Below are 17185 nucleotides of genomic sequence, written 5' to 3'. Positions count from 1 at the left end.
CTTCACCGGTTTTCTTAGGTTGTCTGCTACTGAGCTTTCGTTTGGAATTCCCGTTGACCTAGCCTTCTGTGGTTTTTTCTATCGTCCCCTAAGGCCCCAGAACCAAGATGAACCTAGACACCATCCAACGCTTAGAATCCAATATTCGCGGTTACGTTCGCTCTTTCCCCACAGTATTCGACACCGCCCAAGGCCCATGGCTCACGGATGTCAATGGACGCAAGTACCTAGATTTCTTCGCCGGTGCTGGGACCTTAAACTACGGACATAATAACCCTCGCGTTAAATCGGCAATACTCGATTACATTCAGTGTGACGGAGTAATGCACGGTTTGGATACTGCAACTCGTGCCAAGACGGAACTGCTTGAGGCTATAGATGAGATAATCTTTCAACCGCGAGGATTAAAGTATCGAGTTCAGTTTACCGGACCGACCGGAACCAATGCAGTCGAGGCTGCAATTAAACTTGCCCGCAAGTGCAAACAACGTTCACATATCGTTGCGTTTACCAATGCATATCACGGTCACTCTCTCGGCTCATTAGCCTTGACCGGGAACCAATATTATCATGATCTCTCCTACGGGGCCCATAATAATGTGACCCACTTACCATTCGATGGCTATCTTGGTGATTTTGATACAAGCCTCATTCTTGAGCGTATGCTAATCGATAGTAGTAGCGGACTACCACTCCCAGCCGCCGTTATTCTTGAAACTGTACAAGGAGAGGGTGGTATACGCGTTGCATCAACGAGATGGTTGCAGCGCGTCGCCGAGATATGTAAGGCGCATGATGTATTGCTAATCGTAGACGACATCCAAGTTGGGAATGGACGAACCGGTACATTTTTCTCATTCGAACCTTCAGGGATCAAACCAGACGTGGTTTGCCTCTCCAAAGCGATCGGCGGTGGCTTCCCCATGTCACTCGTTTTGATTAATCCCGAGATCGATATTTGGCAGCCTGGCCAGCATACGGGAACCTTTCGCGGTAACAACCTCGCATTTGTTGCCTCTCGTGCCGTACTGGAGTATTGGCGAGACGATACCTTGGTCGAACAAATTGCCCACCACGCAAACACTATAGTTCGTCGACTGGAAAGTATCAGCCAAAATTTACCATCATGTGCTGTTTCTGTTCGAGGGCGAGGCATGGTGTGGGGAATCGATACAGGCGACAATCCTTGGGCATCCGATGTTTGCAAAAAGGCCTTCGAAAATGGTCTCATGATCGAAACCTCTGGGTCGAACGATCAAGTAATCAAACTGTTACCTCCCCTGACTATTTCGAGCGAGGACCTCAACACCGGGCTAGATATCCTGCAAAGCTCCATCGAATCAGTCGTTGCAGAACTCCGAGCAAGAAATGTGGTCAACCTTCCAGCCATGCCATGGATCCCAAGCACCTCAGTTCCAGTTTCCTAGCTCGAGATATGCAAAGACTCATGTTGAACAATACCCTGGAACAATCCGAACACGCGTCTTCTTTGAATTACGCTTCGTTTACTAAATTATTCGAACAGCAAGTTGAGCGGACCCCAGATTCCATTGCGATCGAATTCGAAGGTAGAAAGGTTACCTATCTAGAATTGAACGAATGCGTGAACCGAATCGCGCACTCGCTTCTCCAAATGTCGTTGCCTTCGGAAACGAGAATCGGAATCTGTCTAGATCGATCTATCGAAGCGATCCAGAGCATGCTTGGTATTCTCAAAGCTGGCTTGGCATTTGTTCCGCTCGATCCAGAGTTTCCTGCCGATCGACTGGAGTACATCGTTAGTCATGCAGGCATTCCATTGATCATCTGCGACGACCGATATACCTCGCTCTATGCAAATCTTGATCCAAGCACGGTGCAAATCGTTAAGCCCGAGCATTTTGCTTCCGAATCCGACACTCGGAACCCGGATGTCGAACTACCCAGTAATCTGCTTGCGTACGTCATGTATACCTCGGGTTCAACCGGCAAGCCTAAAGGGGTTCAAATCGAACATGGCAGCCTCGTTACTTACTGTTTAGCGGATGTCGAACTATATCGATTGGAGGCATCCGATCGAACCCTTCAGTTCTCGACTCTTAACTTTGATGTTGCCATCGAGGAAATCTACCCTCCGTTGCTGGTCGGTAGCGCCGTGGTGGTGCGACCGCGAGAAAGAGCGGATGCTAGCATCGAGCTATCACATCTCATTGAAACAAATCAAATAACAGCCTTGCACATCGCCACGGCCTACTGGAATGAATGGGTCGACCTCATGGCCGCTTCGGAGGCACAGGTTCCTGATTGCCTCAGGTTGGTTATCGTGACGGGCGAAAAGATATCGGTCGAGCATTATCGGCGCTGGCGTGGATTGTGCCAACAGGAAGTGCTGTGGTGCAATGCGTATGGTCCAACGGAAACAACCGTAACCTGCACCGCCTTCATTCCTGATCCCAATTGGGATGGCATGCAAATGCCGATCGGTCGACCGCTGCCCGGCTACGATGCTCATATCTTGGATGAGACCTTAAGGCCAGTGGGTGAAGGGGAGACAGGGCAATTATTCATCGGAGGACCAGCAGTAGCACGCGGTTATCTAGACCGTCCGGATCTGACGGACAAAGCGTTTCTCAATATTGAACTGGCGGGACTGAGCGGCTCTCAGCGAATCTATCGGACGGGTGATCTCGCACGTTGGTTGCCATCGGGGGACATTGAATTCTCTGGCCGCGTCGATCATCAGATGAAGATAGGATCGTATCGGATCGAACCGGGCGAGATCGAGTCCGTGATGAACCTGCATCCTGATATTCGCGAATCACTCGTTGTATGTGAAGAAGCCAACGGCCAAAAGTATTTGGTCGCCTACCTTGTTCCGCAAGAAGTGTCTCGCTTTGACCAATGTGCCTATATGCAGTTCCTCCGCGATCGGCTTCCTGGTTACATGGTGCCAACACGCGGAGCGATCCTAGATTCGCTCCCTAAGACCATCAACGGTAAGATCGACCGCGCCGCTCTACCGCGTGGCACGGATTTGGTCGTGCTGGGAGGCATACAAGACGAATCGCTTCCAAGCACGGACCTGGAGCGACAGCTTGCAGAAGTTTGGAAGGGCGTCCTGCAGCTTCCTAGTGTGGGAGTCCACGATGATTTTTTCCATCTTGGTGGAAGCTCATTGTTGGTCACCAAAATCATCGCCCGTATGTCGAGCGAATTAAACATGGTCATTCCTGTTCGTGATTTCTTCGCGAACCCTACCATCGCTTCGATGGGTAGGCAGCTCGAGTATTTACGAGATGCTATTCATTCGAATAGGAACATTGCGAGCGAAAGTTCAACCGCGAACCTCCGTTCCAAGCTTCCCGAGATCTGTTCACTTGAGATCCGCAGTGCAGGTGCTAGGCTTGCTAACGTGCACTATCCGCCCGTCGCTGGTAAACAGCCCTCGAGGAAGCATGCTGTCGTTATGGTTCCGACGTATGGACACGAAGCGACACGGGCCTTCCGCAATATGCAACAACTTGCTGTACAGCTGGCCCAAAACGGCTTTGATGTCGTTCGCTTCGATTATGCAGGAACTGGAGACTCTGATGGAGGTCTCGAACGATTGTCCCTGCGACAATGGCGAGAAGACGTTCGATCCGTCGTGGACGCCGTACGAAGCAAATTGCAGGTCGAACGAGTCTCGATTGTTGGCGTGCGATTGGGGGCCAACGTTGTCGCTTCGTCCCGCTTGGAGCAGATCGAGCACTTTGTCGCTTGGGATCCCGTACTGGATGGTCCGAAGTACCTCGATCAACTAAGCAATATGCATGCCGAGGAAACCTCGGGGCTAACTCGTTATCTCAGTGTCCGCGAGTTAGGGAGGGAAGAGATCATGGGGTATCCATGGCCATTCACCTTGGGAACCGAAGTGGCGGCAACGTCATGGCCGTTAGCTGAAGATTTCGATGCCTCCTACAAGAGCTGGATTGTCACAGTATCGGAAAAATCGCAACAACATCCGGTTCAGAATACTAGTTGCTGGAATATCTATCCCAACGAGGACGAGATCTATTGGAATTGTCTCATGTACGCCAATAGCGCATTCGCGTCGCCTGCAACATCGAAAACAATTATCAAACTGCTTTGTAGCGAGGAATAGAAGATGGATTCCATGAACGTATTCGGTGACCATCGAAACCTGGTCGGTTGGTACTCTTGTCCTGAATCAGCTCCCAAGTCGGATGTTGCCGTCGTGATGCTAACGCCTGGGATGCTCTCACACATCGGTCCTATGCGGTTGCATGTGCAGTTGGCACGCGGGTTGGAACGCATGGGGATCGCCTCCTTTCGATTCGACCTTTCGGGGATTGGCGAAAGCTTACCAGTCGGTGCAGTTGGGTGTTCCTTGGAGCGAGCAGCAAATGAGATTAGGCAGGCCTTGGACTGGCTGGAATCGCAATACGGTTGGAAACAATTTGCATTGTTTGGGTTGTGTTCTGGAGCCGATGACGCGCTTTCCGCATCCCTTCAAGACGAACGGATCGTGGGTCTATCTTTGATGGACGGTTGCGGGTTCCGAACACCACGTTTCTATCTCAATTGGTTCGCGAAAAAGTATGGGCCAAAGATAGTCCGGTTCAAAAAGTGGCAGGAGTTGTTCCGCAGTCATTTACGAGGTAATTCTCAGGCTTACCGTACCATGCCCATGGGACAGGATATTCGAGAATTCGCAGATCGGGATACTTGCCAGAATCAGGTGAGAACATTGCTTGGACGAGGTGCAAGAATGCAATGGATCTACACGGGCGGCTCTATTGATTACTATAGTTACCCTGGTCAATTCTACGAGATGTTTTCGGAGATCCGGCCCACCCCCCAGCTATCCGTTCACTACTATCCCGATGTTGATCATCTTGCAACTATGCAAAGCGATCGAGATTTGGTTCGGAATGCGATCCTTGACTGGTTTGGCAATTTTATGGAGACCAATCCCCGAACGCCAGCGGACAAGGCGATTGCAGTCCCCGCAGCATTTCCACTCTCTTTCCCAACAATGATACCTTCTTAAGAGTAGGCTTCGTCCTTTTATAGGTCCACTTGGTCAGGCTCGATTAGCCCAAAGTGGATACTGCCATCCCATACTCCTGCGGTCGCAAAGCGTTGCGTCAGGAATAGATTGCTCATTGTTCCACAGGACTGATGATAGTCACGGATCTCCTTGATCACGGGTTGCGGAGCATTGCCTACAACGATCGAACGCACGCCCGTCTTGAATGCGGCCATATCGTTGCCAGAGTCTCCGGCAAACACAACGCTATCCCAAGGCATTTTGAAGCTGGATGTCCACCATTTCAGCGCAAATCCCTTGTTGGTTCCTGCGGGGAGCAAATCAATAAGTCCATCACCATTGAACGGATCGATGCTGCCAATCACTTGGTACGGTAGGTTACCCTTTGCGAGGTGCCGGCGAATCAGCATTGTAACATCGTCTAGATCCTGTTGCTGGCAGTAGTAGCTGCGTTTAAAGATTCCTTGTTTGTGAGATTCCTGGAGTTGTGTCTTTGGCATCGCGGGCAATGTTCCCCCCAGATCACGAGCGAGAAGTCCTGAGGTGATTGCTTCTAACTCCTTATGATAGGCGGTGACTCTTTCGTATATCGTTGGTGCTTGTGAGTCTTGGTCAAATCCGCTCGTCCTTTGCAAAAGTGTGGTTCCTACATCGCAAAAGATAAATTCGGGTGAGGGCAATTGCTCGTCTGACATACATTGCATCACGCTCTGCTCATCTCGGCCAGTGATATAGATCAGCTGAAAAGCACCTTGTGCATGAAGCAGGGATAATCTCTGCAACGCAATCTTTTGTTCTTCGAGAGATGTAGATACAGCCTTAGTTGTTTCGCTGCGATCGGAAACGCATTGTGTCTTTGGTTGGTCGGTGAATTCGAATGGAATGAAAGTACCATCGAGATCTGTCGCTAGTGTGTTCATCTTACTTCGTCTTGTTATTTCGTTATTTCGTAAAATATTCGAACCGAAACGGTTTGGTTTTCGTATGCAGCCACTTGCTGCTTAAGTAAGCGGAGTCTCGGCATCAATGAAGGATAGTGAGTTTCTAGGAATTATCCATTGAGTCGCGTGCAGCGACTTGTAATAAGTTCTTGTTGTGACAAAACAGCGAATACGTAGGTGACCATTCGTTGTTATTGTGCTATACTGCCAGCGATAGGAAACTCGTAGACCTGAACCTAAGTCGAAATGAATCCTGAAAATCAGACAAATAAACCCATGCGAATCGCACTGCTAAGCTTGCATGGGCTAGTGCGAGGTGTGGATCCCGAGTTGGGGCGTGACTCGGACACTGGCGGGCAAGTCAAGTATGTGTTGGAACTGGCCAGGGCGCTGGGGAATCGTCCCGAGGTTGGTCAAGTGGATTTAATCACACGGCAGATTATTGATGATCGTGTGGGACCAACGTATGCCACCGTACAGGAGTCTTTGGGGCCGAAGACTCGGATCGTTCGATTGCCGTTTGGTCCCAAGAGATATCTTCGCAAAGAGGCGTTTTGGCCCTATCTCGATTTTTTCGTAGATCAGTGCTTGCTGTATTTTCGGCGGAATGGAATGCCAGATGTGATTCACGGACACTACGCGGATGCAGGCTACGCAGGTGCTCAGTTGTCGCGACTGCTTCATGTGCCCTATGTATTTACAGGGCACTCACTGGGGCGAGTGAAGCGAGAGAGATTGTTGGAACAAGGCGAGCAAGATCGCAGTTCCTTAGAGCAAACATTTCAATTTTCATCGCGAAATGAGGCGGAGGAAATTGCGCTTGAGACAGCGTCTTTAGTGATCACTAGTACATCGCAAGAGGTTCGCGAGCAATACGAGCTTTACGAGCATTATCAACCGGATCGGATGGAGATCATACCGCCAGGTGTCGATTTAGAACGCTTTCGCTCTGACGGAACACCGCCAGATGATTGCCAGTTGATTCAATCGTTGTCGATGTTTTTACGAGATCCCAATAAGCCGATTATCCTGGCGGTGGCTAGACCGGACGCGAAAAAGAACTTCGAGACACTGGTCCATGCGTATGGCAAATCTCGCCAGTTACAGTCGCTGGCCAATCTCGTTTTGGTAATGGGGAGGAGGACGGATCTGCGAGAGACACCAGCAGATCAGAGACGCGTTCTGATGAACATTCTCACTCTGATTGATGTTTACGATCTTTACGGAAAGGTTGCCTACCCCAAGACGCATGCACCAGATGACATTCCTTGGCTATATAGACACGCAGCGCTAACGCGTGGGGTCTTCGTCAATCCGGCTGTCAACGAACCCTTCGGGTTGACACTCTTGGAGGCGGCAGCTTGCGGCGTACCTGTTGTTGCGACCCAGGATGGCGGTCCCCAGGATATTGTTAGCAACTGCCAGAATGGTTTATTGATTGACCCGCTCGATCAAGCCCAGATTGAGCATGCCCTGATTCGTTGCTTGACCGAACCTCAATCGTGGGATCAGTGGTCTAGCAACGGTATTGAGAATGTAAAAAAGCATTACAGCTGGGACACCCACGCCGATCGGTACTTGCGGGATGTGTGTGAACTGGTGGCAGATTCGGCGGTTCCCGTACTCGCCGACAAACGATACCCGCGGCGGTTGCCTGATTTCGATCGGATGATTATTACCGATCTTGATAATACGCTCGAAGGGGACGATCAAGCGTTAGCGGAGTTTTCCGAAATGCTGCACAACAGTGGGCGGCAGGTGGGATTTGGCATCGCTACAGGCAGGCGACTCGATGATGTCATGTCCTATCTCGAGGCGCATGATCTCCCAAGGCCGGATCTGCTAGCAACCGCCGTCGGCACCGAGTTGTACTACGGAAAGGAGTTGCTAAAAGACAAAGGTTGGTCAAAGCAAATGGCAATGTACTGGCAGCCAGCCGAGGTATACCGCGTCCTCGACTCGATCGACGGATTGTCTCGACAGAACGATCATGAGCAAACCGAGTTTAAAGTCAGCTATTTGATCGATACAGCAATGGCACCATCTATTGGAAAAATACGACGCGCTCTTCGCGAAGCAGGGCTACGCGTTAAGGTCATCGTTTCGCGACGTATGTTTTTGGATGTGCTACCCATTCGAGGCGGTTCCGATCTGGCGATTCGCTATATCACTTATCGCTGGGGGTTTGAACCAGAGCAGCTGTTAATCGCAGGCGACTCCGGGAACGACGAGGGAATGCTTCGAGGCAGGACTCTTGGCGTGGTGGTAGGGAACTACAGCCCGGAGCTTGAAAAGCTGAGAAAGCTGCCTCGGATTTATTTCGCTAAGGCTCATCACGCGCGAGGTATCTTAGAAGGGATTGAGCATTACAACTTTCTCGGACACATCCGAGTCCCAAGCGAATCGTAACGAGGTAGCAAACCATGTTGCTTGGTCGAAATTACCGGGTTGATGCTCCGTTTGGTTCACAAGAATATGAACAACAGCTAACGCTGAAACGACTGCTCCCGAAACTGCAGTCGATTTGGGAAAGAGAGGAGGCTAAGGATTCCGACATAGAGGCCTTTGAGTCCAGGCTCATAGAGCATTGGCCGGCCCTGTTCAAATTGCTTCGTAAGCTCTACGGCGAGCGCTATGATTTTTTTTATCATCTAGAGCAAATCCTAGCCACGATTTCGGAAGGTTTTTTCCAGCGAAGCGACGAGTTGCACCGAGTTGACGAACAGCGAATCCATCACGCCGATTGGTTCCAGAGCGAGGAGTTAGTCGGAGGTGCGTTGTATGTCGATTTGTTTAGTGAAAATCTTGGACGGCTCAAGGAGCACATTCCCTATTTCAAAAAACTAGGGCTTTCCTACTTGCACCTAATGCCCTTGTTCGCAATCCGACCAGGTGACAACGACGGAGGTTATGCGATCAGCAACTATCGAAGCGTCGACCCACGGCTTGGCACGATCGACGATCTACGTGAGTTGTCAAAGCGTTTACGTGACGCGGGGATATTGCTAGTACTCGATTTTGTTTTCAATCATACCGCTGATGATCACTCGTGGGCACAAGAAGCAAAGGCTGGGAACCCTGAGTATCAAGACTTTTATTACTTGTTCCCAGACCGTACGATTCCCGACCAGTACGACCGCACATTGAGAGAGATTTTCCCGACGGTCAGACGTGGAAATTTTTCTTGGCACGATGGCATGCGCCGGTGGGTCTGGACCACCTTTAACAACTTTCAATGGGATCTCAAGTACGCCAATCCAGCGGTGTTTAATGCCATGCTGGGCGAGCTCCTCTTCATTATCAATAACGGCATCGATGTCGTGCGATTTGATGCCGTCGCATTTATCTGGAAGCGGCTGGGAACCACCTGCGAGAACTTGCCTGAAGCCCACTTACTCATCCAGGCCTTTCGGGCGGCGACCAATATTGCTGCTCCTGGAGTTCTGTTTAAAAGCGAGGCCATCGTTCACCCGGATCAAGTCGTCGAGTACGTCAGCACAGAAGAATGCCAGATTTCATACAATCCAACTTTGATGGCGTTGTGTTGGGAGTCCCTTGCAACGCGCGAGGTGAAGCTGTTGCGTCAGTCGCTGAGCCACCGTCACAAACTGCCTGCCGGGACTGCATGGGTCAACTATCTTCGATGCCACGATGATATCGGTTGGACGTTCGATGATGCCGACGCCGCTGCGGTTGGTATCCAAGCGTACGACCACAGGCAGTTTCTCAATGCGTTCTACACCGGTCAATTTCCTGGATCCTTTGCACGCGGAATTCCTTTCCAGCAAAATGAGCAAACGGGAGACATGCGCATCAGCGGTACGATGGCGTCATTGATCGGATTGGAAAAAGCGATAGAAGAGGAGTGCGAAGAAGAAATTGAGCGATCGATTCGGCGCATCCTGCTCATGAACTCGATCATTTTGAGTATTGGGGGGATCCCGCTCCTCTACATTGGCGAGGAATGGGGTACGATTAACGACTACGACTTCGTGAAGGACCCAGCAAAGTCAGGAGACACGCGTTGGGTGCATCGCCCCAAGATGCGTTGGGATTGGCTGGAGCAAAGCGAAGCCGCCCATCCCTACCGAAATCGTATTTACCAATCGATTCGTAAACTCATTTTGCTGCGTCGTTCTCAGCCAGCATTAGCCGGCCAGGATCTCGAGCTGTTTCCAACGGATACTGGATCGGTCCTTGGTTACGTCCGACAGCACAAAGGAGATCGATTGATAGTTCTCGCAAACTTTTCCGAAAAGCCCAGTCAAATCCCCGCTAATCGCTTGCGGATTGCTGGGATGGGACGCTTCTTTGAAGATGTCGTTTCCGGAAGCATTTTGAGCACTTCCGACTCGATTCCGATCGAGGGTTATCAGTATTATTGGCTAAAACGCAATTGATACTGAATGAGATGAAAAATGTGGTTTGCGAATAACTCCAACGAGACGAACGACGAGGAAGACGTACTGGCGACTGCTTTCCATGAGGCGGGGCATGCCATTATTGCTGTTCTATTAGGGCGTCCGGTGGAAAAGGTTTCTGTCGTACGAAATAGTATCCGGCTCGGTGTTTGCCAAATGAGCAAACGAAAAGGTGCGCCGATTCAAGATGAGATCGAGACCCAAGCATTAATCCAATTCGCGGGACTTATCAGCGAAGCGAAACTGACTGGCAAGTTTAATTGGGGAGGAGCGCAACAGGATCTCATTCAAATCAGGCAACTCGCTCGGTATCGTGGTGCTTCCGAGAAGCAAGTCGAACGGCTGCAACGCCGCTGGATGGACAAAACGGAATACTTGCTTTCCGATGACCAAACCTGGGGCTTGGTCGAGCAACTAGCACGGGAGTTGGTAGAGCGAAAGACGGTCAGCGGTAGATTCGTCGCGAAACTCGTGGAGCAAAGTGAACGTTAGGTTGTCAGTTTAAGTGGGTGCGCAGAACAAAAAGCAGCGTTTCCCTTTTACAATCTAACTGGCATCGAAAAACAGCCGCCCAGCCAAAATTGCCTCCTCTCCTTAGTCGCTTTTTCCAATACCCTGCCCCCGCCCCGTTGGCGTACCTCGTCTGTATCTCCAAATACTCACACAGAACCTTGGTTTTCTCGTCCTTTATCCTGACGAAAAACCACTCCTCTTTTACGGAACTTAGGTTGAACGAAACCGACATCTCACTGACACCGGCGCAAGCAACCCTATCCAGCTTCGACAATTGCTCCGAACGTGCATGCTCAATTGAAATCGTTCTCAAACCTGCTAACCTTACATGTCGCTAATTCGCAACCGTTGCGAGCTTCACTTGCTAAGAGTTGAGGATTCTTATCGACCAATAGAACGTAATGGGCGGAGGAAGGGCTCTTCGCTTGCGGAATTTCTTCCGTGGACAGTTCGGGATGAAAATTAGGAAGGAAAATTCCGTTGGACGATAAAGTATTAAGAGACGATTACCTATTTGTAACAGGTGCCACGGGCTACGTCGGTGGTCGTCTTGTTCCCTCGCTGCTTCGCGCTGGATACAAGGTTCGTTGCTTGGCTAGGGAGCCACGCAAGCTCGAAGAGCGACCTTGGCGTAAAGATCCCAAGGTGGATGTCGTCATCGGAGACCTGTCGGATGTCGATCAACTCGTGGAGCAGTTACAGGGGTGTTCTGTTGCGTATTTTCTCGTCCATTCCATGGAAGCATCGGGTGGGAAATATGCGGAAAGAGACCTGCAGCTAGCTTCGAACTTTGCTAAGGCTTCCGCGATTGCGGGCGTTCAACGGATCATTTATCTCGGCGGATTGGGGGAGCTAGGCGATGGCCTCAGTCGCCATCTTCGATCGCGCCGCGAAGTTGAGGACATGTTGGAATCGACCGGTGTTCCGGTCACGTCCTTTCGGGCTGCAATGATTATCGGATCGGGTTCGGCGTCATTCGAGATCCTGCGATACCTCGTCGAGCGACTGCCAGTGATGATCACTCCATCTTGGGTGACGACGGAATCGCAGCCAGTGGCAATCATCGATGTATTGCACTGGTTGGTGCGTTGCTTAGAAGTTCCCGAGACCACCGGGCAAACGCTGGAGATCGGAGGGCCCGATGTTATGCCCTACCGAGAGCTGATGCGGATCATGGCGGAAGAACTGCATATTCCAAAGCGATTGATTGTTCCCGTTCCTCTTCTTACCCCTAGGCTTAGTTCGCTTTGGATCAGTCTCGTTACGCCGGTTTCGTATAAGATTGCAAGACCACTAGCCGAAGGGCTTCGAAATCGCGTCGTCATCACCAACGATAAAACGCAACGGCTAATGCCTCATGAGGCGCTGGGAGTTCGAGAAGCGATCAAGAGAGCACTTCAGAAAGTCGGTTCGAACGAAGTCGAAACACGCTGGTCCGTCGCTGGACCGATCGCTGGCGATCCGGTCTGGGCGGGTGGAAAAGTTTTTGTAGACCAACGCTCCGTTCTGATCAACGCAGATGCCGCCTCGGTTTTTGCGGCGGTATGTCGTATCGGAGGCGGCAATGGCTGGTATGCAGGCGACATTCTTTGGCGTATTCGAGGCTGGATGGACACCCTCGTCGGCGGGCCTGGATTGCGTCGAGGTCGACGAGACAGCGAACGGGTAGAGTTCGGAGAGGCGTTGGACTTTTGGCGAGTCGTGGGGGTCGATCGTAATCGATCGCTGTCGCTCCTCGCAGAGATGAAGCTTCCTGGAGTGGCGATGCTGAACTTTGAGCTCGATTCGGATAGCAATGGCGATCAAACCGAATTGACGATGACGGCACGATATCGGCCTAAAGGTCTCATCGGGATTCTCTATTGGTACGCGGTGGTTCCGTTACATAACATCGTCTTTGGCGGGATGTTAAAAGGTATACGCAAGACCGCAGAAGCCACGCAGTTACAGAAGAACATTTTCATGAAGATTGCAACCACAGACAATCCAACAGTTCCTGGCTATGGACGTGCACGACTTTGGCTGGGTATTTCCGCCGTCGGCACGATGGTGACATTGGCGACAGCGTTACTTGTTTGGGGGTTGCTGTCTGGAGTGCGATCGGCCACCGACACGAGTTACGGATCCCAAGTCATCGGTTTGGGCCTGTTCGTCCTGATGTACGCATTGGTCCAACTTCCTTTTGATTTTTTGGGAGGCTACTGGTTACCAAAGCGTTTCGGACGAGAGCACCCGAACCTTAAGACATTCTCAGGTCGTCTTTTTCGTGGAGTGTTTGTTCATTGCAGCCTTTTGCTAACCTCTGCCATGGCGATTATGACGGCTGGGAGACTGGGTGGCGTTGCTGGTACGGTCATCGCAGGTTTGGCGATTAGTTTTCTATTGCTTCAACTCCGAGTCCAAGTCGCATCCATGATGTCACGCATAGTACGAGTGCGCGACGCAATGACGAAGGCTTCGGACGAGGGTCAGTTGGGAAGCATCCTTGTCGAAAGCGAGGATGAAGGTTTCACGGGCGGGATTTCGGGGGTGATTCGACCGCGATTTCAATTGCTCCCCATGAAGTGGCGAGATGTTTTAGGACCTGATGGTTTCCAGCTTGCGGCAAATCGACGAATGTTTGCGGTGAAGACCGGTAGTTGGTGGCGAGGGCGAGTGGTCGCGTTGCTATTTACTGCTACTGGACTTTTGGCTGCAGCCTTACTCGTTGGTTCGGCTAATCTCGGGACTGTCTGGGGAACGATTCAGTTGAGTCTTTGGTTTAGTCTTTGGTCATTCCTCGGGCTCCTCACTTTACCTACCCTAAGTCGGCGTGGGGTTATTGAAATCGACGAGCGAGTACAAGAGTCTGGGCACGCTAAACTGTTGATGCGGGCTAACGCAGAGCGACTTGATCAATTGCAAGACGGAGAGCCGACGCGCCCGACTTTGGTTGAGACGATTTTCCATCCGGTCCCCAGCGTCGAAACCCGCTTGGATGGGCCACGTTCGCATCATGTCATCGGATTTTGGGATGCGGCACGCACATCAATCTATCTTAGTATTGCGGGACTAGGCCTCTTGGGTCGCGCGGTACACTGCAATTGCGGTCGCCCAGCTTTGTGGGTCTTTCTTCCAACAGATTGAGATAGAGCATTTCATTCAATCAAAGAAGGTCCTGAAACGAAGCGATTCTATCACGTGCGAAAGAAGAGATTATCCTTCGAGTCCACCAATTGGAAACGCTGGGATAAAACCAGGATGTAAAACTCACGGTTGATGTATCAAGAATTGATGGAGTTCCCGCAAACAGCGCCAGATTTGGACTTTTACCTGGCGATGAAGATTAGTTCATGCGTTCGCGGTTGCAGATCGGATTCTAAGCTCAATTCCCAGCAGCTTCCTGTTCGTCATCCGCTGAGTATTCCAACCGGACGAGCAGGTATTGCTCCGTGCGCTCCATGCCAAAGTGCATCAGCAATGGAGCTTCTTCTTGAGTCAGATTGTAGAGGCCCGTTTCGGCAACGACGATTTCGCTTTCACCAATGCGGAACGCTACACGCTGCGTGTCCTTGTCAACCTGTCCCTGAATCGCCTGGCACTGTTCAGTGTCGATGTTAAAGAGCGTACCACTGATGATACCTTCTCTGCTGACAGCGAGCTGCACTACATGACTCGGTTCCACATCTTTCTCGTTGGTGGAGACCGCGAACGTACCCAAGGGCAACCATTCCGTCGTTGCCGCTTGCTCTTCCGTTTTCGGAGGCTCGACCGTGGCAAGGTTCATAGCGCTCATCGCAAACGCGTCCGCAGTGGCCACTCGTTCACCGCCGATGTAAACGCTGTTGTCCTGGAAGGTAACATTGCCTTGGCTGCCATAGTCGTAAAAGACCGGTTGTGCCCAGACGTGGGCCGGCGCCGTCCAATTAAACCAGGTTGTGGTCTGAGGCCAGGTGGGCGCAATCCACCAAACGCGCGCCGGAAGGGTATGTCTCCAAAAATGAAAATGCCAGCCTCCGACTGGAAATGGATGTCGGTTCCACCAGACGGGTGAGAACCAAATGTTGCGCCGATGAGCAACTCCCCAACTACTGCGCACCCCGCCAGCCCATCCAGCCCAGAAGCCTAGCCGCGCAGCGGGGGGAGCCCACCAGCCTCGCCCAGCCGGATTGACGAAAGCCGTATTCCAGCGGTTGTTGATGTTCACGTTCACGGAGCGATCAATGTTCGCCCACTGCGGACGCTGGTTGATGACGGTGTTATTGGACCAGCGATCGCGGTCGCCGAGATTAGGCCGCTCGACGACGCCAGGGCGATCCCCCAAACCAGGTCGGTCTCCTAGACTGGGTCGGTCTCCGATAGAGGGGCGACCCGGCAGCGGAGCAACGGGAACCGCTCCAGGTCGAAGCGGTCTATCCATCCCCAAGAAATCACCCAAGTCACCGGGGGACGGGCGGGCGATATCTCCCGGCAGGGTGCTGATACCCGGTCGGTTGCCGATACTGGGCCGATCTCCTGCGCCGGGGCGATTGTCGGTAAGTCCAGGGCGGGTGCTTAAACCCGGTCGATCTGCAATGCCCGGTCGATCTGCAATGCCCGGTCGAGTGGATAAACCTGGTCGATCTGCAATGCCGGGGCGAGTGGATAAACCTGGACGGTCTGCTGTACCTGGAAGAGTCGAAACTCCGGGCCGATTCCCTATATCTGGCCTAGGGCCGGACCCAGGAATGTTCCCGGTAATTGGTCGGTCGCCAAGACTGGGCAGGCTCGTATTGGGGCGGGAACCGGGGCGTGCTCCGGCAATCGATTCGCCCACTCCCGGACGACTTGAGGGTAGAGAGGGCACGTTAGGCCGGGAAGCAATATTCGGTGGTGTTATTGGCGTTTTCCCTGGGGTAAGCCCGCCGCTCGGGCGATTGGGGAGTGACGCTGCGGGCCGATTTGCAGGCAACTGAGCTGGAGACTGACCGACATTGGGCCTGTTCATGGTAGGACGATTGGTTCCTAGGTTGGGCGTGCTGGGTCGGGAACCAAGATTTGGGGTGCTCGGGCGGGAGATGGCCGGGCGGGAGGCGGAGGCTGCTGCGGAACGCGCCGCTCCACCGCCGCGAGCGCCGCCACCAGCAAGGTTACCGCCGCCGCGTCCTTGTGCCGAGCAGAGGTCCGCCGTGAAGAAAGCATGAATCAGTAGTGCCGTGCAAATCGATAAGCATTTCATGGTTTCACTTACTCTTTCTTAGCGTTGTCCGTCGACGATTCGCTGGTATCCGAGATTCTAACAACAGTAATTGGATCGGAGGTCGGAAGCAGTTCCCCCTCGACCGTCTCGCCAATCACTTGGACGGTAAGCGTATTCTCATCAACGCGCGTCACAACTTGGGTCCCGGTGGCTGTTCGGCCGTCGCTGAGAGTTTGAGACATCTTTAACATAACAGCATTGTCGTGTCTCGAGATCGTTCCTTGTCCGAACGTTCCATCCGAGTGAAAGATCCAGGTACGGATCTGTTTATTGCGTGGATCCCATCCGATCACTTGCGTTCCCTGTTGCTGGGCTCCTTGTTGCTCGGTGTCATCGAAAAAGGCTGTGAACGATCGGATCAGAAAGGCACGATTTGGTGACCAGCGGATCGTAGTGACCACACGCCCGTTTTCCGATTGGTCCTCCCACGACCCAATCAACCACTCCAATTCTTTTAGCGCATCCTGTGGGCTGCTCACAGGCAGCACATCCCGTTCCCGTGAGTTTGTGATCAACCATTCGTTTCCTTCCTTGACGAGTGTTGCCACGAAAACGGTTTCCAATGGGTCCGCGTCCGCGAGCTGCAGTGTCGTCCGCCCTTCAATCACGGCGACGTCGGGCCGAACAAACTGGATATCTGAGATTTCTCCTGCAAGCCGAGCACCTGGGAGCTGTTTAAAAAAGTCGGCGAAATGCTGCTGCAGTGCCTTGCGACCTTCGATCCGTTGCCCCGAGTCTTCAGCGATCGAGATGCAGTTGGTCGACCAAAACGTCGCGACTGCAGAGGCGTCTTGCTGATTAAATGCTTGAATATAGGACGACAGTCTCTGATGGATCGAGTCTTGGCCGCTAGGCGTGGCTGGGCGATTGCCCGGTTGGGCGAGCCCCAGGAGAGTAAGGCCGTGTGCGAGGGCCATCCACACTCCAATGGTAAGAAGGGTTCGGATCATGAATTTAGTTCTCGGCTGATTAGAATTCTGTGGTGATTGAACGATTCCGGATAGAAACAAATCGTGACGTCGTTCGACGCTTGTATATGAGTACGGTGCTACTTCGTACG

General features: G+C 52.1%; 10 protein-coding genes. 7 read left to right on the top strand and 3 right to left on the bottom strand.

Annotation, left to right across the window (positions count from 1 at the left end; genetic code table 11):
* Positions 1-107 precede the first annotated feature (107 nt).
* The 3 genes from ectB to SH449x_RS16980 are packed head-to-tail and all read left to right on the top strand — an operon-like array spanning position 108 to position 5032.
* Entirely contained in the window at positions 108-1427 is a 1320-nt protein-coding gene (gene ectB, locus SH449x_RS16990) for a diaminobutyrate--2-oxoglutarate transaminase (protein WP_482377270.1), read from the top strand.
* Positions 1394-4123 (top strand): non-ribosomal peptide synthetase, encoded by a 2730-nt coding sequence (locus tag SH449x_RS16985; RefSeq protein WP_482377269.1) that lies wholly within the window; start codon positions 1394-1396, stop codon positions 4121-4123. Before ectB ends, SH449x_RS16985 begins: the two co-directional genes overlap by 34 nt.
* Positions 4124-4126: 3 nt before the next feature.
* On the top strand, positions 4127-5032 hold the full coding sequence (locus SH449x_RS16980) for an alpha/beta hydrolase (protein ID WP_482377268.1): 906 nt from the start codon (positions 4127-4129) through the stop codon (positions 5030-5032).
* Between the two features lie 17 nt (positions 5033-5049).
* Here SH449x_RS16980 and SH449x_RS16975 read toward each other — a convergent pair whose 3' ends face one another.
* Positions 5050-5952, bottom strand: coding sequence for an HAD-IIB family hydrolase (locus tag SH449x_RS16975; RefSeq protein ID WP_482377267.1), 903 nt, complete (start codon positions 5950-5952; stop codon positions 5050-5052).
* Between the two features lie 267 nt (positions 5953-6219).
* Here SH449x_RS16975 and SH449x_RS16970 point away from each other — a divergent pair, with 267 nt between their 5' ends.
* From SH449x_RS16970 to SH449x_RS16955, 4 genes are all read left to right on the top strand, one after another.
* Positions 6220-8382, top strand: a complete 2163-nt coding sequence (locus tag SH449x_RS16970; protein ID WP_482377266.1) for an HAD-IIB family hydrolase — start codon at positions 6220-6222, stop codon at positions 8380-8382.
* A 14-nt stretch (positions 8383-8396) separates the two neighbouring features.
* Positions 8397-10373, top strand: a complete 1977-nt coding sequence (locus SH449x_RS16965) for an alpha-amylase family glycosyl hydrolase (protein ID WP_482377265.1) — start codon at positions 8397-8399, stop codon at positions 10371-10373.
* Between the two features lie 18 nt (positions 10374-10391).
* Positions 10392-10886, top strand: a complete 495-nt coding sequence (locus SH449x_RS16960; RefSeq protein ID WP_482377264.1) for a M50 family metallopeptidase — start codon at positions 10392-10394, stop codon at positions 10884-10886.
* A gap of 501 nt (positions 10887-11387) precedes the next feature.
* Positions 11388-14033 (top strand): SDR family oxidoreductase, encoded by a 2646-nt coding sequence (locus tag SH449x_RS16955; RefSeq protein WP_482377263.1) that lies wholly within the window; start codon positions 11388-11390, stop codon positions 14031-14033.
* 238 nt (positions 14034-14271) lie between these two features.
* On the opposite strand, the gene SH449x_RS16950 is transcribed toward SH449x_RS16955, so the two are convergent.
* Positions 14272-16104 carry a mu-protocadherin- cell-suface protein gene (locus SH449x_RS16950; RefSeq protein ID WP_482377262.1) on the bottom strand — a complete coding sequence of 611 codons (1833 nt, stop codon included), beginning with the start codon at positions 16102-16104 and terminating at the stop codon, positions 14272-14274.
* Between the two features lie 8 nt (positions 16105-16112).
* Entirely contained in the window at positions 16113-17075 is a 963-nt protein-coding gene (locus tag SH449x_RS16945; RefSeq protein WP_482377261.1) for an SgcJ/EcaC family oxidoreductase, read from the bottom strand.
* Positions 17076-17185 lie beyond the last annotated feature (110 nt).

The organism is Brakhagea baltica (assembly GCF_052161605.1).
GTDB lineage: Bacteria > Planctomycetota > Planctomycetia > Pirellulales > Pirellulaceae > JBKCUI01.
This window is presented reverse-complemented; position numbering and strand designations above follow the sequence as displayed.